23 protein-coding genes and 1 tRNA gene are annotated in these 22628 nt (G+C 69.3%); 10 read left to right on the top strand and 14 right to left on the bottom strand.

The annotated features are described in order from the left end of the window. The first annotated feature begins 19 nt into the window (after window positions 1-19). Window positions 20-95 (top strand) — tRNA-Gly (locus tag L1280_RS15605). 43 nt (window positions 96-138) lie between these two features. On the opposite strand, the gene L1280_RS15600 is transcribed toward L1280_RS15605, so the two are convergent. Continuing rightward, window positions 139-939 carry a polyphosphate kinase 2 family protein gene (locus L1280_RS15600; RefSeq protein WP_253583326.1) on the bottom strand — a complete coding sequence of 267 codons (801 nt, stop codon included), beginning with the start codon at window positions 937-939 and terminating at the stop codon, window positions 139-141. 61 nt (window positions 940-1000) lie between these two features. Between L1280_RS15600 and galE the strand changes: the two genes are divergently transcribed. From galE to L1280_RS15585, 3 genes are read left to right on the top strand one after another with little or no spacing between them, the layout of a single operon-like run. After that, window positions 1001-2005, top strand: coding sequence for a UDP-glucose 4-epimerase GalE (galE, locus tag L1280_RS15595; protein ID WP_253583325.1), 1005 nt, complete (start codon window positions 1001-1003; stop codon window positions 2003-2005). Next, complete coding sequence (locus L1280_RS15590; RefSeq protein WP_253583324.1) at window positions 2002-2673, top strand: nucleotidyltransferase domain-containing protein; 672 nt, start codon at window positions 2002-2004, stop codon at window positions 2671-2673. Before galE ends, L1280_RS15590 begins: the two co-directional genes overlap by 4 nt. Before the next feature lie 28 nt (window positions 2674-2701). Further along, the gene (locus tag L1280_RS15585; RefSeq protein ID WP_253583323.1) at window positions 2702-4039 is read left to right on the top strand and encodes a M20/M25/M40 family metallo-hydrolase; all 1338 of its coding nucleotides are present in this window, start codon (window positions 2702-2704) and stop codon (window positions 4037-4039) included. Between the two features lie 53 nt (window positions 4040-4092). Here L1280_RS15585 and L1280_RS15580 read toward each other — a convergent pair whose 3' ends face one another. The 3 genes from L1280_RS15580 to L1280_RS15570 all read right to left on the bottom strand — a co-directional run bounded on the left by L1280_RS15580 (window position 4093) and on the right by L1280_RS15570 (window position 7485). Further along, window positions 4093-5499, bottom strand: coding sequence for an RtcB family protein (locus L1280_RS15580; protein WP_253583322.1), 1407 nt, complete (start codon window positions 5497-5499; stop codon window positions 4093-4095). Between the two features lie 274 nt (window positions 5500-5773). Continuing rightward, a complete protein-coding gene (locus tag L1280_RS15575; RefSeq protein WP_253583321.1) occupies window positions 5774-6007 on the bottom strand; it encodes a hypothetical protein in 234 nt (77 codons plus the stop codon). Next, window positions 6004-7485 (bottom strand): UDP-N-acetylmuramoyl-L-alanyl-D-glutamate--2,6-diaminopimelate ligase, encoded by a 1482-nt coding sequence (locus L1280_RS15570; protein WP_253583320.1) that lies wholly within the window; start codon window positions 7483-7485, stop codon window positions 6004-6006. Before L1280_RS15570 ends, L1280_RS15575 begins: the two co-directional genes overlap by 4 nt. Before the next feature lie 194 nt (window positions 7486-7679). On the opposite strand from L1280_RS15570, the gene L1280_RS15565 reads away from it, so the two are divergent. Beyond that, window positions 7680-8177, top strand: coding sequence for a ferritin-like domain-containing protein (locus L1280_RS15565; RefSeq protein ID WP_253583319.1), 498 nt, complete (start codon window positions 7680-7682; stop codon window positions 8175-8177). 51 nt (window positions 8178-8228) lie between these two features. Here the strand turns inward: L1280_RS15565 and L1280_RS15560 are convergent, their stop codons facing one another. The 4 genes from L1280_RS15560 to L1280_RS15545 all read right to left on the bottom strand — a co-directional run bounded on the left by L1280_RS15560 (window position 8229) and on the right by L1280_RS15545 (window position 10953). Then, complete coding sequence (locus L1280_RS15560; RefSeq protein WP_253583318.1) at window positions 8229-8852, bottom strand: deoxynucleoside kinase; 624 nt, start codon at window positions 8850-8852, stop codon at window positions 8229-8231. A 52-nt stretch (window positions 8853-8904) separates the two neighbouring features. Continuing rightward, on the bottom strand, window positions 8905-9519 hold the full coding sequence (locus L1280_RS15555; protein WP_253583317.1) for a deoxynucleoside kinase: 615 nt from the start codon (window positions 9517-9519) through the stop codon (window positions 8905-8907). A gap of 97 nt (window positions 9520-9616) precedes the next feature. Then, window positions 9617-10729 carry a trypsin-like peptidase domain-containing protein gene (locus L1280_RS15550; RefSeq protein WP_253583316.1) on the bottom strand — a complete coding sequence of 371 codons (1113 nt, stop codon included), beginning with the start codon at window positions 10727-10729 and terminating at the stop codon, window positions 9617-9619. Beyond that, window positions 10726-10953 carry an FmdB family transcriptional regulator gene (locus L1280_RS15545; RefSeq protein ID WP_253583315.1) on the bottom strand — a complete coding sequence of 76 codons (228 nt, stop codon included), beginning with the start codon at window positions 10951-10953 and terminating at the stop codon, window positions 10726-10728. Before L1280_RS15545 ends, L1280_RS15550 begins: the two co-directional genes overlap by 4 nt. 139 nt (window positions 10954-11092) lie before the next feature. Between L1280_RS15545 and L1280_RS15540 the strand changes: the two genes are divergently transcribed. Further along, a complete protein-coding gene (locus L1280_RS15540; RefSeq protein WP_253583314.1) occupies window positions 11093-11779 on the top strand; it encodes a helix-turn-helix domain-containing protein in 687 nt (228 codons plus the stop codon). A 65-nt stretch (window positions 11780-11844) separates the two neighbouring features. Here the strand turns inward: L1280_RS15540 and L1280_RS15535 are convergent, their stop codons facing one another. Continuing rightward, window positions 11845-13683, bottom strand: coding sequence for an acyl-CoA dehydrogenase C-terminal domain-containing protein (locus L1280_RS15535; protein ID WP_253583312.1), 1839 nt, complete (start codon window positions 13681-13683; stop codon window positions 11845-11847). 251 nt (window positions 13684-13934) lie between these two features. On the opposite strand from L1280_RS15535, the gene L1280_RS15530 reads away from it, so the two are divergent. After that, window positions 13935-14630 carry a Crp/Fnr family transcriptional regulator gene (locus tag L1280_RS15530; RefSeq protein WP_253583310.1) on the top strand — a complete coding sequence of 232 codons (696 nt, stop codon included), beginning with the start codon at window positions 13935-13937 and terminating at the stop codon, window positions 14628-14630. Between the two features lie 13 nt (window positions 14631-14643). Here L1280_RS15530 and L1280_RS15525 read toward each other — a convergent pair whose 3' ends face one another. Beyond that, window positions 14644-15291, bottom strand: a complete 648-nt coding sequence (locus L1280_RS15525) for a DNA-3-methyladenine glycosylase (RefSeq protein ID WP_253583309.1) — start codon at window positions 15289-15291, stop codon at window positions 14644-14646. A 109-nt stretch (window positions 15292-15400) separates the two neighbouring features. On the opposite strand from L1280_RS15525, the gene L1280_RS15520 reads away from it, so the two are divergent. After that, a complete protein-coding gene (locus L1280_RS15520; RefSeq protein WP_253583307.1) occupies window positions 15401-15859 on the top strand; it encodes a YbaY family lipoprotein in 459 nt (152 codons plus the stop codon). Between the two features lie 57 nt (window positions 15860-15916). On the opposite strand, the gene L1280_RS15515 is transcribed toward L1280_RS15520, so the two are convergent. After that, complete coding sequence (locus L1280_RS15515) at window positions 15917-16528, bottom strand: DedA family protein (protein ID WP_253583305.1); 612 nt, start codon at window positions 16526-16528, stop codon at window positions 15917-15919. A gap of 91 nt (window positions 16529-16619) precedes the next feature. Between L1280_RS15515 and L1280_RS15510 the strand changes: the two genes are divergently transcribed. Next, a complete protein-coding gene (locus L1280_RS15510; RefSeq protein WP_253583304.1) occupies window positions 16620-17279 on the top strand; it encodes an HAD family hydrolase in 660 nt (219 codons plus the stop codon). Window positions 17280-17578: 299 nt separating this feature from the next. On the opposite strand, the gene L1280_RS15505 is transcribed toward L1280_RS15510, so the two are convergent. From L1280_RS15505 to L1280_RS15495, 3 genes are read right to left on the bottom strand one after another with little or no spacing between them, the layout of a single operon-like run. Continuing rightward, window positions 17579-18256 (bottom strand): SDR family oxidoreductase, encoded by a 678-nt coding sequence (locus tag L1280_RS15505; protein ID WP_253583302.1) that lies wholly within the window; start codon window positions 18254-18256, stop codon window positions 17579-17581. Window positions 18257-18292: 36 nt separating this feature from the next. Further along, window positions 18293-19531, bottom strand: coding sequence for a Xaa-Pro peptidase family protein (locus L1280_RS15500; RefSeq protein ID WP_253583301.1), 1239 nt, complete (start codon window positions 19529-19531; stop codon window positions 18293-18295). Window positions 19532-19547: 16 nt separating this feature from the next. After that, on the bottom strand, window positions 19548-20360 hold the full coding sequence (locus tag L1280_RS15495; RefSeq protein WP_253583300.1) for a potassium channel family protein: 813 nt from the start codon (window positions 20358-20360) through the stop codon (window positions 19548-19550). 73 nt (window positions 20361-20433) lie between these two features. Here L1280_RS15495 and L1280_RS15490 point away from each other — a divergent pair, with 73 nt between their 5' ends. Continuing rightward, window positions 20434-22287: a menaquinone biosynthesis decarboxylase gene (locus L1280_RS15490; protein ID WP_253583299.1), complete on the top strand. Its 1854-nt coding sequence runs from the start codon at window positions 20434-20436 to the stop codon at window positions 22285-22287. Window positions 22288-22628: the final 341 nt, after the last annotated feature.

The raw sequence follows: 22628 nt of genomic DNA, 5'->3' as shown, positions 1-22628 counted from the left end.
ACGCGGTGCCGCTTCCCGTGCGGGAGTAGCTCAGCTGGTAGAGCACTACCTTGCCAAGGTAGATGTCGCGAGTTCGAATCTCGTCTCCCGCTCCACCCCCGCCCCCACCCCACGGTGGGGGCTTTTTTGCGCCGTGGGTTAGGGAATCTGTACGGTGGCTGGGTCGAAGGTGGGCGGCGGATACTGCGGGTTCATGTTGCGCAGGGTCTGCCTCAGGACCTCAGCAATCAGCAGATTGCGAAACCACTTGTGGTCGGCCGGAATGACATACCAGGGGGCCTCCGGGGTGCTGGTGGCCAGCACGTCCTGGTAAGCCTGGGTGTAGTCCTCCCACGCCTCACGGGCTTTCAAGTCGGCGGGATTGAACTTCCAGTACTTGGTCGGGTCGTCCAGCCGCGCTTGCAGGCGCTCGCGCTGTTCCTCGGGGCTGATGTGCAAGTAGAACTTGACCACGCGGACACGGGCGTCGGTGAGCAGGGCCTCGAAGGCGCGGATGTGCTCCAAGCGCCGGGCCGTGGCGGCGGCGTCCAGCCTGCCCTGAGCGCGGGGCACCAGCACGTCTTCGTAATGGCTGCGGTTGAACACGCCGATCATGCCCAGGGGCGGTACGCGGGCATGGACCCGCCACAGGAAATCGTGGGCCTGCTCCTCCGAGGTAGGCACCTTGAAGTTGGCGATGTGGACGCCGCTTGGATTGAAAGCCCCGATGACCTTCTTCACCGTGCCGTCCTTGCCCCCGGCGTCACGGGCCTGCAACACGATTAAGAGGGCCTGCTGTCCCTCGGCATACAGGCGCTCTTGCAGATCGGCGAGGTCGTTCAGCAGGTGCTCCAGCCGGGCGCTGCCTTCCTCCTTGCTCAGGCCAGCCTTGTCGCGCGGATTCCAGTCGTCCAGGTGAGCCCGCTGCTGTGGCGGTACCCGGTAGCGCTCCATGTCCATGCCGGAGCGTACCACCCGCGGCCCGCGCTGCCCGGACGGTCCATCCTTTACGCTGTTTCCCATGAAGCTGCTGGTCGTCGGGGGAGCGGGATACATCGGGTCGCACACGGTGCGGCAGTTGCGGGCGGCAGGCCACGAGGTGGTGGTGCTGGACAACCTCACGGGCGGCCATGCGCAGGCGCTTCCCGCGGACGTGGCGTGCGTGCGGGGCGACCTGCTGGACGCGGAGGCGGTCCGAACGGTGCTGGAGGCGCACCGGCCCGACGCCATCATCCACTTCGCCGCGCTGATTGAGGTGGGCGAGAGCATGGGCGCCCCAGGCCGCTACTACTGCAACAACGTGGTGGGCAGCCTCAACCTCTTGGACGCCATTGTGCAGACGCGGGTGGTGCCGCTGGTCTTTTCCTCGACGGCGGCCGTCTACGGCACCACCGACAATGTGCCCATTCCCGAGGACGCGCCCCTGCATCCCGAGAGCGTCTACGGCGAAACCAAACTGATGACGGAGCGGATGATCCAGGCCTTCCACGCGGCGCACGCCCTGCCCTTCGTGGTGCTGCGATACTTCAACGTGTGCGGGGCCGCGCCGGGGGGTGAGATCGGGGAGGACCACACCAACAAGACTCACCTGATCGAACTCGCCTGCCTCACGGCCCTGGGCCAGCGCGAGAAGATGATGATCTTCGGGGACGACTACCCCACCCCCGACGGCACCTGCATCCGCGACTACGTCCACGTGCAGGACCTCGCCGACGCGCACGTGCTGGCGGTCGAGGCACTGGAGCGCGGGCAGATGTCCGCCGCGACCTACAACGTGGGCCTGGGGCACGGCTTCTCGGTGCGGGAGGTGCTTGGCGCGGTGGACGCGGTCATCGCGGAAGAGGGCCTGCCACCCCTGCCACGTGAGATCGCTCCCCGTCGCGCGGGCGACCCGCCCCGCCTCGTCGCGGACGCCCGGCGCATCGTGGAGGACCTGGGCTTCCAGCCGCAGTTCACTGACCTCAAGGAGATTGTGCGGACCGCCTGGGAGTGGCACCGGAGCCATCCGCACGGCTTTGAGGGGTGACGGGTCAGCCTGAGCTCTCCTTCGTCCTCCATGAGGTTCACCGCCGCCTCCTGACCGAGGAGTTGAGCCAGGCCACGACGGTGGGGGTGCTGGGTTTCCGGGTCGGTGGCTCGGTCGCACGGGGCACCGCCCGCCCCACCTCCGACCTCGACCTGTGGCTGTACTGGCCCCAGGCGCAGCCCTTCGAGGTCGAGGAACGCGGTGGCCTGCCCATCGAGCGGCATGGGCACACGCTGGAGCGGGCGTGGCGAGAGGTGGGGGAGGAGGCTGGCCTCGCGCTGCTGGGGTGGGCCGAGAGCCGCGTGCTCCACGACCCCAGCGGCGACCTCGCCCGGATTCAGGCTGAGGCCCGGCGGCGACTGGCAGCCTTCCGCACACCGGAAGCCGAGCGGCGCAGGCTGCGGCACTGGCTGACCTCTACCCTGGGCAAGCTGGAGGGGGCGGCGCAGGATCAGGCGACTTTTCTGACCCGAACGACCCTTTGGACGCTGGCCCAGGCGGTGTGTGCCGTGAACGACCACCCGCCTCCCGCCGTGACCCGGATGTGGGAGCTGTTGCCCGAGTTGTCCCTCAAGCCCAGAGGGGACTGGCTGGGTGACCTCCTGGGTGGACCGGACGAGGTGCCGACGTTCCGGGAAGTGGCCGGGTGGGTGCTGGCGCGGCTCTGACTCCGGCTCCATCCCTTACGCTGCTCCCGTGACCCCATCTGACCTGACCCCCCACATCGAACGTGGCTTGGCGGACCTGCGCGACCTCGTGGCCCTCGAGAGCGTCTCGGCGCAGGGGCGGATGCTGCCCGAGACGGCGGCCTTCGTGACCCGGCTGCTGGAGGCCGAGGGGTTCACCGTGCGCGAGTACCCCGGCGAGGTCGCGCCCATCCTCGTCGCGGAGGGGGGCGAGGGTCCCGCCACCCTGCTGATCTACAACCACTACGATGTGCAGCCCGAGGACCCGCTGGAGCTGTGGGACACGCCGCCCTTCACGCTGACCGAGCGGGACGGACGGCTCTACGGGCGCGGCGCCTCGGACGACAAGGGCGAGTTCGCCTCGCGGCTGGCGGCGGTGCGGGCGGTCCGGGAGCGGCACGGCGGGCGCCTGCCCGTGCGGGTGCGCTGGCTGATCGAGGGCGAGGAGGAGGTCGGCAGCCCCAGCCTGGAACGCTTCGTGGAGGAGCACGCGGACGAATTACGGGCCGACGGCTGCTGGTGGGAGTTTGGCTCCATTGACCCCGAGGGGCGGCCGGTGATGTACCTGGGTCTCAAGGGGATCATGTGCGTGGAGCTGCGCTGCCGGGTGGCCGACTCCGACCTGCACAGCAGCCTGGGGGCGGTGGTGGACAATCCGCTCTACCGCCTCGCCCGTGCGGTGGCCGCCTTGCGCGACGAGACGGGCCGCGTAACCATCCCCGGCTTCCATGACGATGTGCGGGAGCCGTCGCCCGCCGACCGGGAGGCGGTCGCCCGTATCCCCGGCGATGGGGGGAGTGTGCGCGACACCTACGGGGTCACCCGGCCCCTCGCCACGGGTCCGGCCTACCATGAGCGCCTCAACCTCCACCCCGTCCTCAATGTGAACGGCTGGGGCGGCGGGTATCAGGGGGAGGGGAGCAAGACGGTGCTTCCGGCGGAAGGCTTCGTCAAGCTGGATTTCCGGCTGGTGCCCGATCAGGACCCGGCGCGGGTGCTGGCGCTGCTGCGGGCGCACCTCGACGCGCAGGGGCTGAGCGACGTGGAGATCGTGGAACTGGAGGCCCACCAGAAGCCCGCCCGGGCCGACGCGGGGCACCCCTTCGTGCGGGCCTGTGTGGAAGCTGCGCGGGAGGCGCACGGCACCGATCCCGTCGTGAACCCCAGCAGCGGCGGCAGCGGGCCGATGCATCCCTTCGGGGCCTTCCTGGGGGTGCCCTGCGTGGCGTTGGGCATCGGCAACGTGGGCGGGCGGGTCCACGCGCCGAACGAGAACATCCTGCGCGAGCACTTTGAAAGGGGTGTGGCGTTCGGGGTGGCGCTGCTGGAACGGCTGGGCCGAGGCTAACAGGCAGTCAGAGAACCCCCTCTGCTCTACGGAGAGGGGGTTCTCGTACCGCCCTAGATGTCCTCGTGCCCCGTGTCCATCCGCACCACGCGCGGGCGGAACTCGGCCACCACGTCTACGAGGTCGCGCTGCCGGGCGATCACGTCCTCGATGCGCTTGTAGGCTTGCGGCGCCTCGTCCACCCCGCCGCCGATCAGGGTGATGCCGCGCTCCTTGAGGTACGCCTGCACGTCGCGCTTGTCCAGTGCACGCTCGGCGGCCTTGCGGCCCATCTGGCGCCCGGCCCCGTGGCTGGCGCTGTCGAGGGCCTCCGCGTTGCCGCGCCCCCGCACCACGAAGCCTGGGTCGGCCATGCTGCCGGGAATCAGGCCCAGGCGTCCGGCCTCGGCGGGGGTGGCGCCCTTGCGGTGGACGATGACCTCGGTCCCGTCGGGGAGGCCTTGTTTCCAGGCAAGGTTGTGGCTGTTGCTGACCTGCGCGAGCGGCGCCGTACCCAGGGCGCGGGCGAGGCGGGCGTGAATCAGGTCGTGGTTGGCCAGGGCGTAGCGCCCCGCGAGGTTCATCGCCTGCCAGTAGCCCTCGCCTTCCTCGGTGTCCAGCGGCAGCCACGCGAGCTTGCGGGCGGCGGGGTCGAGCTGGGGGTGCAGGGCCTGCGCCACCTTGGTGTAGTGGTTGGCGACCTGTGCCCCGAAGCCGCGCGAGCCGCTGTGGGAGAGGACCGCGAGGTAGTCCCCGGCCTCCAGCCCCAGGTCGGGGCGGGGCAGGTGCAGGGTGCCGAACTCCACGAAGTGGTTCCCGCTGCCCGAGGTGCCGATCTGCTCGGCGGCCTTGTCCCGCAGGTGCCGCAGCAGCGCCTGCTCGCGCCACGCGGGGTCATGCAGCACCTCGTGGTCGCCCCGGAAGGACTTCTCGAAGCTCACGCCTGCGCCGAAGCGGGTGTGCTTCATCAGCAGCTTGCGGGCCTCGTCGGTCCCGAGGGCGTCCGGGCGCAGCGGCAGCACGCTCAGCATCATGGAGCAGCCGATGTCCACGCCGACCCCGTAAGGGATGACGGCCCCCTCGGTCGCCAGCACCCCGCCGATGGGCAGGCCGTAGCCCACGTGCGCGTCGGGCATCAGCGCCCCAGCGCGGCTGACCGGAAGCTGCATCGCCACATCCATCTGGGTGCGGGCGCCGGGCTCGATCAGGTCCTCGCCCCAGACCCGGTAGGGCAGCGGCGTGGGCCGCAGGGTCGCCTGCCGCACCGCCCGCGCCCTGGCCTCCCGCGAGGTCAGCTCCGCCGCGAGGTCGGCATAGACGCCCCCGGTGACATACGCCTCTGGGTTGTCGCGCACCGAGGCCAGTTCCCCCAGGAGTTCCTGCGTGCTGAGGCCCGCCCGCTCGCGCACTTTGGCGGCGGCGAGCGCGAGGGCAATCGCCCGGCCCTCAAAACCCAGCTTCGTGATGTGCTTGCCGTTCATGTCTCCAGCCTCTCCGCGCCCGGTGTGGGGCGTCTAGCAGACGCGGGGGCGGTCCCTTTATGGAACCCCGTCCTCGCCCCGCGCAGGATGCCGCCAGGAGCCGGGCGCGGCATCGGCCGGATGGCGGGGGCAGAGGCAAGCACTTCGGCGAGGCCTACCCCGCTCCTCTTCATCGGCCTGGTGGGTCAGCTCCTGCGCCCAGTCCAGCCCACATTAGGATAGAGGTCGTGCATGCGGTCCAGCAGCCGCTCCACATCGCTCTCCGTCAGCCCGGTCAGCGTGGGCAGGCGCCGGGGGCGAAGGACTCCGGGTCACCCACCAGGACCAGCAGCGTGGCCGCTGCGTGCTTGCCGATCGCGTTGTCCTCGTCGGGGCAGAAGCAGGTGACCTCGCCCGTGCTCAGGTCGAGGCGGACCCGGTCCGCTGCGGGTCGGCTCCCCTGCACCCGTGTCCGATCACGCACCTTGCCGGGGGCAGAGCGCAGGAGTTCCCCCGGCGTGAACCTCACCGCCTCGCCCCCAGCGCCGCCCGCGCCTCTTCGACCTCATTCCAGGGCAGGGCCTCGCCCCCGCGCTCCAGGGTGTCCTCGGCGCCCTTGCCCGCCAGCAGCACGGTGTCGCCGGGCTTGGCCCGACCCACCGCGTGCCGGATGGCCTCGCGGCGGTCCCCGACCGAGACGAAGTTGGTCCGGCCCGCCTCCCGCGCTCCGCGCTCCATCTCGGCGAGGATGTCTGCGAGGGGCGTGTCGCGGTGGTCCTCCTCGGTGAAGACGGCGTGGTCGGCCCGCCGGGTCGCCACCTCGCCCAGCGGCGCCCGCTTGCCAGGATCGCGCAGGCCGCCCGCCGACCCGATCACCACCCACAGTTGCCCCGGCGTGGTCGCCCGCAGCGTGTCCAGCGCCTTGTCCAGGCTGGGTGGGGTGTGGGCGAAGTCCACAACAATGCGCGGGGCCTCCTCGCCGCCGGGCACGAGTTCCATCCGTCCCGGCACCCCGCCGAAGGAGGCGAGGCCTGAGACGAGTTGCTCCCGCGTGGCCCCCAATCGGGCCGCCGCCGCCATCCCCGCCAGCGCGTTCGCCACGTTGAAGCGGCCGATCATCGGCAGGTGGGCCGCGAACTCGCCCAGGGGCGACGTGACCCGGAAGTGCAGCCCGGTCGCCCGTTCCTCCACCCTGTGGGCCTGCCACTCGGCGGGCTGACCGTCCAGGGAGTAGGTCGTCTCGGCGGGGGCGACGCCGGTCAGCCGCGCGGTCCAGGGGTCGTCGGCGTTCAGCACGGCGAAGGGCGCCCGTTCCACCAGCTTGCGCTTCTCCGCGAAGTAGGCTTCCACCGTCCCGTGAAAGTCGAGGTGTTCCTGGGTAAGGTGCGTCCACACCGCCACGTCCCACTCCACCCCGCGCACCCGGTCCAGCGCGAGGGCGTGGCTGCTGGCCTCCAGCACGGCGGCCCGCCCGCCTGCCTCCAGCAGTTCGCGCAGGGTCGCCTGCACCTGCGGCGCCTCCGGCGTGGTGAAGTGCGCGGGGAAGTGGCGCAGCCTCCCGTCGGGCAGCTCGTAGCCCACGGTACTCAGCAGGCCGGTGGGCAGCCCCGCCGCCCGCAACAGGTGGCGGGTCAGCCAGCTCGTGGTCGTCTTGCCGTCGGTGCCCGTCACGCCCACGACCTTCAAGGCCCGGCTGGGGAAGCCTTCCAGGGCCGCCGCCGCGTCGGCCAGCGCCGCCCGTGCGTTTGGCACCGTCAGGTAGGGCAGGGGAGAGGTTTGCCCCTCCCTCAACCCCTCGCCCAGCACCGCGACCGCGCCGCGCCCCGCCACCTCGTTCAGAAAGCTGTGCCCGTCGAAGCGGGCGCCCCGGATCGCCACAAACAGGAAGCCCGGTTCCACCCACGCCGCGTTGTGGGTGACGCCCCGGACCTCGGCCTGGGGCAGATCGGCGGCGGGGCCAGTGGATTTCGGCGCATTCAGGGCGGCGGCCAGCTCGGGCAGGTGCATGGCATGGAGGCTAGCAGAGGCTCCCTGGATCGCGGCTCCGGTTCGGCCCGCGCCATCACCACAAGGCTGATCGCGGATGAGTCCGCCACAACTTCATGAAGTGAGTTTCAACTGGGAATCTTCATTTTCTTGACTCGCTTGCCAGGATCGGGGCAGGGGGGCCGATCACACTGCGGAGCAGAGGTGAACTGAATATGGCGATGCAAATGCAGGACCTCCAGGATCTCTACGTCCACAAGCTTCAGGACATCTACAGCGCCGAGCAGCAGGGTCTTCAGGCCATGCAACAGAGCCTGGGGAGGATTCAGACGCCCGAACTCCAGCAGGGAATGCAGAGGCACATCCAGCAGACCCAGGAGCAGATCGGGCGGCTGGAACAGATTCTCCAGACGCTCGGCGAGCAGCCCGGCGGCGAGGAGTGCATGGGCATGAAGGGGCTGGTGCAGGAAGCCCAGAAGCTGATGCAGGAGGACGCCAGCCCCGAGGTGCTGGAAGCGGGCCTGATCGCCGCCCAGCAGGCGATGGAGCACTATGAAATCGCCGGGTACGGCACCGCCCGCACCTACGCGCAGCTTCTGGGCGATCAGGACGCCGTGCGGCTGCTGGAGCAGACCCTGAACGAGGAGAAGATGACCGACGAGCAGCTCACCCAGATCGCCCAGCAGATCAACGTCGAGGCGATGAACGCCTGAATTCCGGCGTCGGTGGGGGCGGAGCCTGCGGGGTTCCGCCCCCTTGCCGTGTCAGCGCAAAAGCGGCAGCCCGAAGCCGTGCGCCTGCACCCGGCTGCACACCCACTGAAAGGCCGCCGGATGCTGCACGAAGTCCAGCTCATCCCCCGGCACCCGCACGACCGGGCAGGCGTCGAAGTCCTGAATCCATTCGTCGTAGAGGCGATTCAGGCCCCCCAGGTAGGCGTCGGGGATGTCCTTTTCGTAGGCGCGGCCCCGCTGGGCGATGCGCTTTTTCAGGGTGGGCAGCGAGGCATCGATGTGAATCAGGAGGTCGGGCACCCGCAGGGCCGGAAGCACGCCCTCGTAAAGTCCCCGGTAGGTCGCCCAGTCGCGCGCCTCCATCTGGCCCGACTCGTACAGGTTGCGGGCGAAGATGTTGGCGTCCTCGAAGACCGTGCGGTCCTGAATGACGTACCGCGCTCCCGTCACCAGATTGAGGTGCTGCTCCAGCCGCCGCGACAGGAAATACACCTGGCTATGAAAGGAATACCGCCGCATGTCGCGGTAGAAGTCCTCCAGGTAGGGGTTCTCGGCGTACGGCTCGTACACCGGGCGCAGGCCGTAGCGGTCGGCGAGCATCCGGGTCAGCGTGCTCTTGCCGCTGCCGATGTTGCCGGAGATGGCGAGGTACATCAGAGGCTCCGGGTCCAGAGGGTCGCCGGGGCCAGGTCAGCGGTCCGGAAGGTCACACCACCGCCCCCTGCCCCGTCCGCAGCGCCGCCTCGATCTCGGCGTGCAGGGCGCGTTCGTCGTCGGGGTTGCCCACGAAGTCGTAGCGGCTGGCGTCCACCGTCAGCAGGTGGCCGGGGTAGGTCCGGAAATATTCGTCGTAGCGGGCGGTCAGGTCCGCGAGGTAGGCGGCCTGCATGTCGCGCTCGAAGGGCCGTCCGCGCTTCTCGATGCGCGAGAGCAGCAGCCCCGGCTCGGCCCGCAGGTACACCACGAGGTCCGGGGTGGGCAGCCGGGGCGAGAGGTGGCTGTAGAGGTCCTCGTACAGCGCGAACTCCGCGTCTTTGAGGTTCATCGCCGCGAAAATGAAGTCCTTGTCGAAGAGGTAGTCGCTGACCACGTGGCCGCTCCACAGCCCCGGCTGCGCGAGGGCCGAGAGCTGCTTGAAGCGCGAGAGCAGAAAGAAGACCTGCACCTGAAAGGAGTACGCCTCTGGCGCCTCGTAAAAGCGGGCCAGGAAGGGGTTTTCCTCCACGACCTCCAGATTCAGCTCCGCGCCGTAGCGCCCCGCGAGCCGCCCCGCCAGGCTCGTTTTTCCCACCCCGATGGGGCCTTCGACGACGACGTACATAGCACCAGGGATCATAAAGCTTTCCGTAAGCCCCGGCCACCCGACCAGAAAAAAACGCTCCAGCACAGGCGGGAGCGCTTCTGGGAGAAGAACGCGGTTACTGCAAGGTTCTCTTTTGCAAAGTCACCTTCACGTTGACGCTCTTCTTGTTGCGCCAGACCCGCAGGTTGACCGTCTGGCCGGGGCGCTTGGCGGCCACCAGCCGGGTGACGTCGTAGCTGCCGCGCACCCGCACGCCGTCCACCGCCACGATGATGTCGCCCAGCGGCGCCAGAAGCTGGCCCCGGCTGTTGCGCAGGCTGCCGCGCAATCCGGCCCGGCCCCCGGCAGACCCGGCGGCGACCTCGTCGACCAGGGCTCCCTCCGAGCTGCTCAGGCCCGCGAGCTGCCGCAGCGCCGGGTCGAGCGTGTCGAGGTCCACCAGCGTCACTCCCAGCGTGCCGCGCTGGGGCACGCCGATCTTTTCGAGGTCGTCGAGGCTCTGCCGCACGAGGTCACTGGGAATCGCCATACCGATCAAGCCGGGCACGAACAGGTTGGGCGCGGCGTTCGCGTCCGCGACGCCCACCACCGCCCCACGCGAGTCGAGGACCGGCCCGCCACTGTTGCCCTGCTGAATGCTGGCGGTCGTCAGCAGGTACTGCCCGATCTCCTGCCCGAGCTGGTCGTCGCGCGGCACGTCCTGGGCGCTTGCCATCACGCTGAAGACCCCGGTGCCCACGAAGTTGGGGATTCGCAGCGGGGTGCCGATGGTGATCAGCTTCTGCCCCGGAATCAGGCTGGCGCTGCGCCCGAAAGCGAGCGTGCGCGGCGCGGAGACCCCACTCACCCGCAGGATGGCGATGTCGATGCCGGGGTCAATGCCCTCGACCCGTGCGGGCACCCGCCGCCCGTTGTAGAGGGTCACGCTGACCGACTCCTGGAACTGCACGACGTGGTAGTTGGTGACGATCAGGTTGGACTTGTAGAAAAAGCCGGTGCCTGTCTCCACCGGGTCGTCTCCGGCCTGCAGGAACTCCTTGCGCAGCCGGGCGTCGACCCGCACGACGGCCCGCAGCGACTTTTGCACCACCTCGACGGTGTTGATCTCGTCGGTGGTCGCCAGTGCCCGCTGCGCCTGCACGCCCTGCCCGTGCCCGGTGAAATAGACGGCGGCCCCCGCTCCGGCGAGAAGCAGGGCGGCTGCCAGGGCACGCAGCGCGGCGGTCACTCGCCGCCGCCGCCCGCGCTGCTGCCCCCAGCTTCGCTCTTCGGCGCGGGGCGGGAATCGGTCACGTAAAAGCCGCTGCCCCGGAAGGCGATGCCGGGCGTCACCAGCACGCGCTTGATCGCCGCGCCCGTGTCGGGGTGGGCCGTCAGCGCTTCGTCGCGCATGCTCTGCTTGATCTCGTACAGCTCGCCAGTTTCGATGTTCTTGTAGACGTACGTGGGCATGTGGTCCTCTCCGGGCGCTCACTGTAGCAAGGCCGTCTGAGAGGGACCGTGAACCGTTTCTCCAGAGTGGACGGGCGAGCGAGATGGGCTTTCAGCGCGGGCGGTGGTGGGCTGAAACAGGCCCTGTCACCCTTGGCCCATGACCCAAATCCAGCAGGAGGAGGTGCGCGTGACGGACGCCGCCGTTGCCCGCGCCCTGCGGCAGCAGCACGGCTTTCTGGGGCACTTCCTGGCCCCGCGCTCCCCCAGCGAGGTGGCCCCGGCGCTGGGGATGGCCCCCAACCTCGTCCACCACCATGCCCGCAAATTGGCCGACCTCGGCCTGCTGTTCGAGGCGCGGCGGGAAGGTGGGAGGGTGTACTACCAGCTCGCCGCGCGGGAATTCCGGGTGCCCTCGGACCTGCTACCCCCCGGCGACGAGGAAGGCAATGGCACGGCAGATCTGCGCGAGCTGTCGCAGGGGTTCCTGCGGGCCTACGAGCGGTCGTGGAGCCGAATGCACGCGGGCGAGGAGGACCTCTTCGGCTTCGGGGATGCGGGGCGCCCGGCCCGGCCCGTGCCCCTGCCCTCCGAGCCGTCCGCCGAGCCCTGTCCCACCCACCTCGACGCGCTGACGCTGCGGCTCTCGCCCGAGCGGTACGCGCAGCTTGCCCGCGCGATCACGGCCCTGCTCGACGAGGCCGCTGCCGAGGGCATCCGCGAGGGCGGGTATCCCTGCACCGTCGCCCTGCTGGCGTTTCAGGGGGTGCCCGGCGAGGGGGAGGCGGGGACCTTCAACGGGATTGCCCGACGCACGAATTCTTTTCTGGGAGTGGCACCATCCTGAGTCCAGGCCAAGAAAAGCCCCCGCTCCACCGGGGATGGGGGCATTCCTCTTGAGATGAGTTGGGTTTACGCCCCGACGAGCGCCCGCTCCAGCCCGAACACCGCGCGGTCGTCCACGGCCAGCGGCTCGTTTCCGGCCTTGATGGTCGCGGCGAGCGCCTTGGTCTCGGGGAACAGCTTGGTGAAGTAGAACCGCGCGGTCTGCACCTTGCCGAGATAGAAACCGTCGCGGTCCTGCCCGGCGTTGATCTTCTCGTGGGCGATCTTTGCCATCCGCGCCCACAGGTAGCCGTACACGACGTGCCCGAAGTAGCGCAGGTAGTCCACGGCGGCGGCGTTGACCTCGTCGGCGCCCTCCGGCCCCGCCATCGCCTTCTGGCCGATCACCATCGTCAGCGAGCCGAGCTGCCCGGCGGCCTTGCCGAGCTGGTCAAGGTAGGGGGCGAGGTCCTCGTCGTCCGCGTTGTCCTCCACGAACTCCTGCAAGGTCCCGGCGAGCTTCTGGAGCTTCTTGCCGCCGTCCATCAGCACCTTGCGGCCCAGCAGGTCGAGGGCCTGGATGCCGTTGGTGCCCTCGTAGATCTGGCCGATGCGGGCGTCGCGCACGAACTGCTCCAGCCCCCACTCGCGGATGTAGCCGTGCCCGCCCAGCACCTGCTGCGAGAGCACCGCCGTGGTGAAGCCGTTGTCGGTCATGAACGCCTTGGCGACCGGGGTCAGCAGCGCCACGAGGTCGGCGGCTTCCTTGCGCTGCGCCTCGTCGGGGTGGTGGTGCTCGAGGTCAATGCTCAGGGCCAGCCACATCGCCATGGCCCGGCCCGCTTCCGTGTACGCCTTGCCCGTCAGCAGCATGCGGCGCACGTCGGGGTGCACGATGATGGGGTCGGCGGGCTCGTCCGCGTTCACGCGCGGCTCGTGGCGCATCTGGATGCGGTCCTTGGCATACGCCAGCGCGTTCTGGTAGGCCACCTCGCCCAGCCCGAGGCCCTGGAGGCCGGTCCCCAGGCGGGCGGCGTTCATCATGATGAACATGTGGTTCATGCCCTTGTTGATCTCGCCGACCAGGTAGCCCTTGGCCCCGTCGAAGTTCAGCACGGCGGTCGCGTTGCCGTGGATGCCCATCTTGTGCTCGATGGACCCGCACACCACGCCGTTGCGCTCGCCGAGGCTGCCGTCGGCGTTCGGCACGAACTTGGGCACCAGAAAGAGGGAGATGCCCTTGGTCCCCTGCGGGCTGCCCTCCAGCCGCGCGAGGACAAGGTGCACGATGTTCTCGGCGAGGTCGTGCTCGCCCGCACTGATAAAGATCTTGGTGCCGGTGACCGCGTAGGTGCCGTCGCCGTTGTCGGTCGCCTTCGTGCGGATCATGCCCAAGTCGGTGCCCGCGTGCGGCTCGGTGAGGCACATCGTGCCCGTCCACTCGCCGGAGACGATCTTGGGGAGGTAGAGGTCCTTGAGCTCCTCGCTGCCCACCGCGTGCAGGGCCGAGTACGCGCCGTGCGACAGGCCGGGGTACATGCTCCAGGCCACGTTCGCGGAGGTCATCATCTCGACGAGCACGTTGCTCACGAGGTGCGGCATGCCCTGGCCGCCGTAGTTGGGATCGGCGTCAAGCGCGGTCCAGCCCGCCTCGCGGTACTTCTTGTAGGCGGCCTTGAAGCCGGTCGGCGTAGTCACCGAGCCGTCTTCAAAGCGGGTGCAGCCCTCCTCGTCGCCCACACGGTTCAGCGGCGCGAGTTCGGTTTCGACGAAGCGGGCAGCTTCCTCGAGCACCTGGTTGAGCAGGTCGCTGTCGGCGGTGTCGTTCGCCTGGTAGAAGGGCACGCCGCTCAGCACCTGGGGGGCTTGCAGCAGCTCGTGCATCAGGAACTTGATGTCGCGCAGGGGAGCTTTGTACTGGGGCATCTGGGATGTCCTCCTTTTCCCTTTCGGGGAGAAGCGGCCTCCCCGCTCGGGGACGGCACGCAGACTCTTTGATTGTACCGAGTCTAATACAACTTGCGGTGAGGAATTCGGCCCTGGCGGGGAAAGGGGCGACCTTCATTCTCGGCGGGGCCAGCGGCGGCAACAGTGGCGCAGCCCCGGAAGCCGGATGTGGGTTGCCAAAAGCTTGTGCGCTGTGTGTCCCCCAGCATTCCGGGTATCCTGACCGGACCATGAACTACCCGAGCCTGGTCTGGCACCTCAAGCGGACAGAGCTGTTCGCTGACCTGGAGCTGGCCGAGCTGGAACGGGTCGCCGCGACGACGCCCTGCCGCGACTACCATCCTGGCGAGGTGATCTACCGCATGGACGACCCAGCCGACGCGCTGTATTTCGTGCGCAGCGGGCTGGTCAAGATCAGCAAACTGTTTCCCAGCGGCAAGGAGGCCATCCTGGGGGTGGTCGGCCAGCACGACACCTTCGGGGAACTGCTGCTGGAGCCCGAGGAGCGCCGTCCCACCCAGGCCGAGGCCATCGAACCCACCAGCCTGATCGTGCTGCCCCGGCACGAGCTGCAACATCTGCTCGCGCAGCGCCCCGACCTCGCCATGAAGCTGATCCGGCTGATGGCCGCGCGGCTGTTCGAGGCGCGGGCGTGGACCGCCGCCGTGAGTGCCTACAGCGCTCCCGAGCGGGTCGCCAGCCTACTTTTCCGCCTTGCCCGCGAGTTCGGGCGGCCGCACCCGCAGGGGGTGGAGCTGGCCCTCAAGCTCAGCCAGGAAGACCTTGCCCGGATGGTGGGGGCCACCCGCGAGACGGTGAGCCACTCGCTGGGCAAGCTCAAGCAGGCCGGGGCGATCACCCGCGCCCGCACGCCCATCGTGGTGAAGATGGACGTGCTGGGGGCCATGCTCGCGGAACCCGAATAGGGCAGCCCGCCTGCTACTGCGCGTCCGGGGAGAGGCGCCCCCGCCCTTGCCGCGCGTGGTGCTCGGACCACAGGGCACGGGCGGCAAGGGTGCGGTGCGGTGACCACGCCGCCACAACCGCGCGGGAATCCGCGCCGGGAGCCAGGCGCTCCACCCCCTGCCGCAGAATCAGGTCGCCGAAGCTGAACACGTCCGGCCGCGCCAGCCCGAAGATCAGGAACATCTCGGCGGTCCAGCGCCCGATGCCGGGCATGGGGGTCAGCGCCGCGATGACCGCCTCGTCGGGCAGGGTGCCCAGGTGCGCGAAGTCCACCCGCCCGTCCAGTGCCGCGCCCGACAGGGCCTGCACAGTGCGGACCTTGGCCCAGGACAGCCCCAGCGCCCGCAGGCTGTCGGGCGCGGCGGTGCTTAGAGCCTCCGGCGTGACCCCGCCCAGCGCGGCCCCCACCCGCCCCGCGATGCGGCCCGCCGCCGCCACCGAGAGCTGTTGCCCGATCACGCTGCGAATCAGGGTGCCGAAGGGGTCCGGCGTGGGTGTGAGCGGCGCGAGCGGTCCCAGTGTGGCGATCACGCCGCCCAGCACCGGGTCGCGGGCCAGGAAGGCGCGGCCCTCGGGGTGGTCGGGGAGGAGGTGATCGGAAGGGGACGGCACGGGCAGCATGGGCCGGAGCAGAGCACATCCGCCGAGACTGAACCGTAAAGCCAATCCGTAAAGAAAGGGAGCGGCCCCCTCCCTCGTACCTGACGGCGGCGGGGGCTAGCGTGGGCGCATGAAGCGTACCCTTCCCCTGCTGCTGGCCGCCCTGCTGGCCTCCCCGGCCCTGGCCCAGGGCATCCGCATCGTGCGGCCGAGTACCCCGCCCCCGGCCACGACGGCCTCCACCCCCGACCTCAGCGACGTGCCCGCCGGATGGCGGGTGGTCGCGGGCCGCGTTTCTGCCCCCTCCACCGTGCGCCTGCCCGCCGGGAGCACCGTCACCGTCGCCATTCAGGACGTGACCGGGGGCCGCTCGCCCTCCACCCTGCTGGAGGTGAGCTTCCCGACCACCAAGCTCTCCACCCCCTATCAACTCCAGTACAACCCGGTGCGCATCAACCCCCGCCGCGAGTACGTGGTCACCGCCCGCGTGAACGACGCGCGGGGCCGCCTGCTGTACCGCTCGGTCACCCGGCAGGACTTGCCGGAGAGCCGCACCGCCGTGCTCAACCTGCGCGTCACGCCCCGCTAAGAACACAGAGGAGGAAGGCCGCCGGGTCAGCGTTCCCGGCGGCCTTCCTCCATGGCGCTACGCTCCGGCCTTCTGCTCGCGCCGCCGCTTCAGGAACCACACCACCGCCGCGACGACCACCACCGCCAGCACGATTTTCGACACCGGGCTGATGTACTGCTCGACCCGGTCGTAGTTCTCGCCCAACACGTAGCCCGCCATGGCGAGGGCAGTGGCCCACAGTCCCGAGCCGATGGCGCTGTAGATCAGGAACTTGGGCATGGGCATCTCGCTCATGCCCGCAGGCAGGCTCAGCAGGCTGCGAATGCCGGGCACCATCCGGCCGAACAGCACCGCCTTGGTGCCGTGCCGATCGAACCAGTCGTCGGCCTTGCGGATGTCCTTGCCGCTGAGGGTCAGCCACTTGCCGTGCTTGTCGGCCCAGGCGACCAGGCGTTCCTCCCCAAAGGCCCGCCCGATGTAGTACAGCGGCAGGGTGCCGATCACGCTGCCCAGCACGCCCATCAGGATCACGATGGGCAGGCTCATCTCGCCCCGCGCCGCCGCGAAGCCCGCCGAGGGCATGATCAGCTCGCTGGGAATCGGCGGAAAGAGGTTTTCCAGAATCATCAGCAGCAAGATCCCCAGGTATCCCATGCTGTCCATCAAGCCCTGCACCCAGTCCGCCATTGCCTCAGCGTAGCGGGTCGGGCGTAGGCCGAACGTCCACCGAAAGTTGAGCGTGCCCTGTTCTCCGGAGCCGCCCGCCTAGACTGCTTCCATGCCCCCCCTGCCCCGCGCCCTCCTCTTCGACTTCGACGGCACCATCCTCGACACCGAGACGCCCGAGTTCACCCACTGGCAGGCCCTGTACGGCGAGCACGGGCTGGAACTGAGCCTGGAGGCGTGGCAGCGCGGCATCGGCACCTGGGACGCTTTCGACCCCTGGGCGGGGCTGCCGGACCACGTCCAGGCCGACCGCGAGCGGGTTCACACGGGCCTCCGCGACCGCATCCACGCGGCCCTGGCCGAGCAGGACTTGCGCCCCGGCGTGCGAGAGGTGCTGGAGGAAGCCCGGCGGCGCGGTCTGCGACTGGCCCTGGCGACGAGCAGCGACCGCGCCTGGGTGACGCGCTGGCTCTCGGCCCACGGCCTGCTGGACTTCTTCGAGACGCTCGCCACCCGCGACGACGTGCGCCGGGTCAAGCCCGATCCCGAGTTGTACGTCCTCGCTGCCGAGCGCCTCGGCCTCCCTGCCGCCGACTGCCTCGTCGTGGAGGACAGCCTGAATGGGGGCCTCGCCGCCGCCGCTGCCGGATGCCGCCTCGTCGTGGTGCCCAACGACGTGACCCGCACCCAGCCCTTTCCCCCAGAGTGGCCCCGGCTGGAGGAGGGATATGCGGGCGGCTTGGAGAGGCTGCTCAACGCGGCGGGATGTTGAAGGAAGCAGCACTGACTCTGCTTTCGAAGATCAACAGAAGTTCATCGTAAGAGGCCGAGGTTCTATCTTCCCGGCTTCAGCGTGCGATCTCGCGCTGTCTCCTGAGCCGCCGGTAGTTCCAGATATAGAAGCCTGTCGTGACAGTCAGGACCAACCCGCATACGATCATGCTGAGAGGAGAGGATGCCCCCGTAGCATAGAATACCGCCAGTGCTGCAAGAAGTAGCAGCAGTTTGGAAATAATGGTTTCCCGATCATAGATCATGACTTCCCTCAAGTGCGGTCGCAGTGGTCTGTCCCTACACATCCGGGTAGATCTTCAACTCCGTCACGTGTGCCCGGTCGGGCCGTGTCAGCGCATGGGCCACACTCTTGGCGAGGCCGCGCGGGTCGATGGTTTCCTCCCACTCGAAGCCCGCCTCGCGGTTTTCCGGCGTGTCGATGGCCCCCATCGGGTACAGGACGCAGCCGCGTACGCCCCTGGCCTTGAGTTCGTCGTGCAAGCTCAGGACGTAGGCGGCGACGGCGGCCTTGCTCGCGGTGTACAGCGCCGCCTTGGGACCGCTGAGCCGCGCCGCCTGTCCCGCGCTCACGCCCATAATCAGGCCGTCTTTCTGCCGCAGCATGTGGGGCAGCACGCCCTGCGCCGCGTGGAAGAGGGTCAGCATGTTGGCGTCGAACAGCTCGCGCAGCTCGTCGGTGGTGGCCTTCTGCACGTCCTGGGCGGTGTACAGGCCGACCGTATGCACCAGGGCGTCCACCTTCACCTTCCGCAGCGCGTCCACGCTGGCCGGGTTGCGCAGGTCAAGGTCCAGCACTTCGGTGGCGGGAAAGCGGTCAGCGGCGCGTTCCAGCGACTCGCCGCGCCCGACGAGCACGAGTTGTGCTCCCGCGTCCTCCAGTTCCTGGGCGACGGCGGTGGCGAGTGCGCCGCCCGCCCCCGTGAGCATGATCGTCGAGGAGCTGAGGTTCGCCATGCCTACAGACTAGCGGGGCCAGGGCTTAAGCCGCCCTTAAGACGGCTCGCCCAGGGCGGCGGCCCGCACCCCCACCCACTCGCCCACCCCCAGCACGAACGGCTCGCGCTGAAGCTGTGTCGTGACCTGCGGTCCCTCTGGGGAAAGGAACACGTCCACCTCGGTGCGGATACCGAAACCGCGCTCGCGGGGGTAGGTGCCGGGTTCGACGGTGACGCACAGGCCGGGCGTGAGGGTCCGGGTGTCGCGCGTCTCGTAGTCGTCGAGGTTGGCCCCGGCCCCGTGCAGGCTCAGGCCGAGGTCGTGGCCGGTGCGGTGCAGGAAGTACGGTCCCCACTGGGCGCCCATCGCGTCCCGCGCCGCCCGGTCGAGTTCCCACCCTTGCAGGCGGCCCCAGCCTTCCCCCGCGTATCTCCCGTGCAGCAGGCCGAGCGCCGCATCCCGCGCCCCCCGCACTGCCTCCCACGCCGAGCGGTACTCGTCCGTGGGCTCGCCTGCATAGCCCACCCAGGTCACGTCCGCGAAGGGGCGGCCCTCCTCCTGCGCCCACAGGTCGATCAGCACGCATTCGCCGGGCCGCAGGGTGGCGTTCTTCTCGCCCTCCGGCTGGTAGTGGGGATCGGCGGCATTCGCCCCAAAGCTCACGTTGACGGGGTGGCCGCTCGTCATTCCGGCGTCCGCGATGGCCCGCTCGATGACGGCCTGCACGTCGAGTTCGGTCACCACTTCCCCGGCCCGCAGCCGCTCGTGAATCAGACGGAAGGCGTCGTCCTTGGCCCCCATCAGCACGTCGGCGGCGCGGCGGTGGGCGGCGAGGTCCCCCTCCGACCACACCAGGAAGGCTTGCAGCAGGTCGGCCGAACTCACCACGTCCGCCGCGCCCGCCGCCCGCACCCGCTCCAGCGTGCCCGCGTCCACCCGGCCCACGTAGGGGACGGCGCCCAGGGGGCTGTATTCCATCGCCACCCGTTTCCCGGCGACCACCTCGCGCAGCCGGGCGTCCAGTTCCGCGTGCGAGCCGAAGGGCCGCCGTTCCACGTCCCACCCCGCCGAGAGGCCCGCCCACGTGCCCCCCTCAATGTGGTTGTGCAGCAGCACGGCCTGCCCCTCGCGCGGCACCCACACGAAAAAGCGCCGGGTGAGGTGCGCCTCCGCCGGAAAGCCCAGCACCCGCCGGGCGTGGGGGTTGAGGCCCTGGAAGTCGTACAGCAGCCAGCCGTCGAGGTCCGTGTCCTGCAAGGCCGAGCGCATGCGGTCGAGGGGAGAGGAGGTCATGGGGAGAGGATAGCCCTCAGCTCCCGTTTCCCAGTTCTCCCCGCAGTGCCGCCAGTTCCTCCCGCAGCGCCACCATCTCGCGGCGCAGGGCCTCGTTGTTCACCTCGCCCTCCCCCGGCTCGCGCTCCTGATCGTCGCCCACGAACAAGCTCGCCAGGGTCGCGGTGATGTAGCCGAACACCGAGAAGCCGTACAGCGCCAGCGCAAACGTCAGCACCCGGCCCTCGCCCGTGCGCGGCCAGTACTCCGACCCCAGGCTGGTGAGCAGCATCCCCACCCAGTACAGCCACTCGCCGTAGCCCCCCGGAGCGCCGGGCTGCCCCGCCTCGAAGGACGCCATGCCCGCCGCCCCCGCCAGTGCCACCAGGCCAGTCGCCCCCAGCACGAAGCCCAGCCCCCGCCGCCGCAGCGTACGCCCCAAGGTCCGTAGCCCCCGGTTCAAGCTGGTCAGCAGCCGCAACAGGTTGGTGCCCCGCGTGAGCCGCAAGGCCCGCAGCGCCCGCAACCCCCGGAAGGCCCGCAGAATCCGCAGCGCGGGCAGCAGCAGGCTCAGCACAGTCAGCCAGTTCTGCCGCAGGTACAGCCCCTTGTCGGGCGCGAGCGCGAACGACAGCAGAAAGTCGAGGATAAACAGCCCCCAGATCACGTTGCTCAGCGTCTGGAGGACGGGCGGCAGCCCCCGCGTCAGGTCGAGGACCAGCAGCCCCAGCCACACGAAGCTCAGCACCGTCATCGGGCGGTCGAGCAGCCGGTCCAATGTGTGCAGCGTGCTCAGCCGCGCTTCCCGCAGGGCGGCCGTGGGCTCCGGGGGCGGGGAAGGGGCAGTCATGGCCTCCAGGGTAGACGGGCGCTTCTCCTCATCGGGTACGGTTGCCCCGGTCCGCCTTCCCTACACTCCGGACATGGCCTTTCCCGATATTCAGAGCTTCATGCGCCTGCTGGAGGAGCGTGGCGAACTCGTCCGCGTGTCTGTCCCGGTAGACCGCGAGCTGGAGATCACCGAAATCGCCGACCGACTCGTCAAATCAGGCGGTCCGGCAGTCCTCTTCGAGAACGTGAAGGGCAGCGACTTCCCGCTGGTGATCGGCCTGATGGGCACCCGCGAGCGCACGGCGCTGGCCCTGGGCGTCTCCGATCTGGACGACCTCGCCGCCAAAATCCGGCACCTCATCGACCTCAAGGGGTCGGGAGGCCTCGGCGGGCTGCTGGGCAATGTCGGCAAGTTGAGGGACGCGATGAATCTTCCGCCCCGCCGGGTGAAGTCCGGCCCCGCCCAAGAGGTGATCTGGCGCGGCGACGAGGTGGATTTGGACAGGCTCCCCATCCTGAAATGCTGGCCTCAGGACGGTGGCCCCTTCGTCACCCTGCCCCTCGTCATCACCAGGGACCCCGAAACCGGCGAACGCAACATGGGCATGTACCGGATGCAGGTCATGGGCAAGACCGTCACCGGGATGCACTGGCAGCGCCACAAGACGGGCACCAAGCATCTGGCAAAGGCGAAGCGGCTGGGCAAGCGGCTGGAGGTGGCCGTCGCTCTGGGCGGTGACCCCGCCCTGATCTACGCGGCGACCGCCCCCCTGCCGCCCGTCCCCGGCCTCGACGAGTTCGCCGTCGCGGGGTACCTGCGCGGCCAGCGCTACCCCGTCATGAAGGGCGTCACAGTTGATCTCGACGTGCCCGCCAACGCCGAATTCATCCTCGAAGGCTACGTGGACCCCTCGGAGGACTGGGCGATGGAGGGGCCGTTCGGCGACCACACCGGCTTCTACACGTTGCCCGACCTCTATCCCCGCTTCCACGTCACGGCGGTGACCATGCGCCGTCAGCCCGTCTACCCCGCGACCATCGTGGGCCGCCCGCCGATGGAGGATGCGTACCTCATTGAAGCGTCCGAGCGCCTCTTCCTGCCCGCCGCACAGCTCATCCTCCCCGAGATCGTGGACTACCACATGCCCCCGGCGGGCGTGGCCCACAACCTCGTCTTCGTCTCCATCAAGAAGAGCTACCCCGGCCAGGCCTACAAGGTCGCCAACGGCCTCTTCGGTTTGGGGCAGATGATGTTCGCCAAGGTGATCGTCGCCCTCGACGAGGACGTGCGGGTGAACGACTTTGCGGCCGTCTGGCGCGAGGTCGTGCAGAAAGCGGTGCCGGGTCGTGACACCCTCACCACGCGTGGCCCCACCGACGTGCTCGACCACTCCAGCCGGGGCTGGGGGTACGGCGGCAAGCTTGTCATCGACGCGACCACCAAGCTCCCGGAGGAAGTCGGCAGCGGCGTGAGCAGCCGCGAAGAGCAGGGGCACGACCTGGCAGGGGAGAGCCTGTTCACCCCCAGCCCGGTGACTGATCTCCCTACCTTCGACGGCGTCCTTGCCCAGCGTCAGACCCCCGACGGCTACTGGTACGTCGCCCTCGACAAGACCCGTCCCGGTCAGGCCCGCGAGCTGGCTGAGGTGTTCGCCGCCCATCCTGCGGCGCGGGGGGTGCGCCACCTCCTGATTGGCGACGTGCAGACCGACGTGGCGAACGAACAGGACGTGTGGTGGACCGTCCTCAACAACATCGACCCCGAGCGCGACGTATGGACCCTGCCCAGTGTAGGAGGAGGCTTCCTCGCCTGGGACGGCGCCCGCAAGCTCCCCGAGGAGGGCTTCGTGCGTGAGTGGCCCCCCAAGATCGAGATGACCCCCGAGGTCCGCAGCCGGGTCGAGGCCCGCTGGCATCTGTACGGGCTGCCGGGAAAGTGGCGCTGAGCGCGGGCATTCCGGGGTTCTTGAGGTTGGTGCGGGTGGGGTGTTGACAGATCGGGCGAGGGGGCATATATTTCCCTTCGCCCGATCAAAAGGGCGAGCGCAAGAAAGCCTCAGGCCCTCTGCGTGGGACGCATGACAAGCTGGTGCAAGTGACGATGACAGGGCCACCTGACAGGGTGGTGCACGCGGTTTCTCCCCCGAGAGACTCCAGATGTGTGAACGGTCTTCGGACCACAGAAGCTCCTGCGGGAGCAGCCATGCGAACAAGCATGGATCAACACTTATCCACTTGCACTCCGCGTGCGGAGTGCTGTTGGAACCATTTTATGGAGAGTTTGATC

It is taken from the genome of Deinococcus sp. HSC-46F16, assembly GCF_024171495.1.
In the GTDB taxonomy this organism is placed as follows: Bacteria; Deinococcota; Deinococci; order Deinococcales; family Deinococcaceae; genus Deinococcus.
Note: the sequence above shows the minus strand (reverse complement) of the source record. Positions and strands in the feature narration are given on the sequence as shown.

Coding starts and splice junctions, on each gene's coding strand:
- L1280_RS15490 (WP_253583299.1), top strand. CDS start 20,434: ATGGCCTTTCCCGATATTCAGAGCTTCATGCGCCTGCTGGAGGAGCGT.
- L1280_RS15580 (WP_253583322.1), bottom strand. CDS start 5,499: ATGAACGGCAAGCACATCACGAAGCTGGGTTTTGAGGGCCGGGCGATT.
- L1280_RS15510 (WP_253583304.1), top strand. CDS start 16,620: ATGCCCCCCCTGCCCCGCGCCCTCCTCTTCGACTTCGACGGCACCATC.
- L1280_RS15560 (WP_253583318.1), bottom strand. CDS start 8,852: ATGTACCTCGCCATCTCCGGCAACATCGGCAGCGGCAAGAGCACGCTG.
- L1280_RS15530 (WP_253583310.1), top strand. CDS start 13,935: ATGAACTACCCGAGCCTGGTCTGGCACCTCAAGCGGACAGAGCTGTTC.
- L1280_RS15545 (WP_253583315.1), bottom strand. CDS start 10,953: ATGCCCACGTACGTCTACAAGAACATCGAAACTGGCGAGCTGTACGAG.
- L1280_RS15505 (WP_253583302.1), bottom strand. CDS start 18,256: ATGGCGAACCTCAGCTCCTCGACGATCATGCTCACGGGGGCGGGCGGC.
- L1280_RS15495 (WP_253583300.1), bottom strand. CDS start 20,360: ATGACTGCCCCTTCCCCGCCCCCGGAGCCCACGGCCGCCCTGCGGGAA.
- L1280_RS15525 (WP_253583309.1), bottom strand. CDS start 15,291: ATGCTGCCCGTGCCGTCCCCTTCCGATCACCTCCTCCCCGACCACCCC.
- L1280_RS15600 (WP_253583326.1), bottom strand. CDS start 939: ATGGACATGGAGCGCTACCGGGTACCGCCACAGCAGCGGGCTCACCTG.
- L1280_RS15570 (WP_253583320.1), bottom strand. CDS start 7,485: ATGCACCTGCCCGAGCTGGCCGCCGCCCTGAATGCGCCGAAATCCACT.
- L1280_RS15520 (WP_253583307.1), top strand. CDS start 15,401: ATGAAGCGTACCCTTCCCCTGCTGCTGGCCGCCCTGCTGGCCTCCCCG.
- L1280_RS15540 (WP_253583314.1), top strand. CDS start 11,093: ATGACCCAAATCCAGCAGGAGGAGGTGCGCGTGACGGACGCCGCCGTT.
- L1280_RS15565 (WP_253583319.1), top strand. CDS start 7,680: ATGGCGATGCAAATGCAGGACCTCCAGGATCTCTACGTCCACAAGCTT.
- L1280_RS15515 (WP_253583305.1), bottom strand. CDS start 16,528: ATGGCGGACTGGGTGCAGGGCTTGATGGACAGCATGGGATACCTGGGG.
- L1280_RS15555 (WP_253583317.1), bottom strand. CDS start 9,519: ATGTACGTCGTCGTCGAAGGCCCCATCGGGGTGGGAAAAACGAGCCTG.
- L1280_RS15535 (WP_253583312.1), bottom strand. CDS start 13,683: ATGCCCCAGTACAAAGCTCCCCTGCGCGACATCAAGTTCCTGATGCAC.
- galE (WP_253583325.1), top strand. CDS start 1,001: ATGAAGCTGCTGGTCGTCGGGGGAGCGGGATACATCGGGTCGCACACG.
- L1280_RS15500 (WP_253583301.1), bottom strand. CDS start 19,531: ATGACCTCCTCTCCCCTCGACCGCATGCGCTCGGCCTTGCAGGACACG.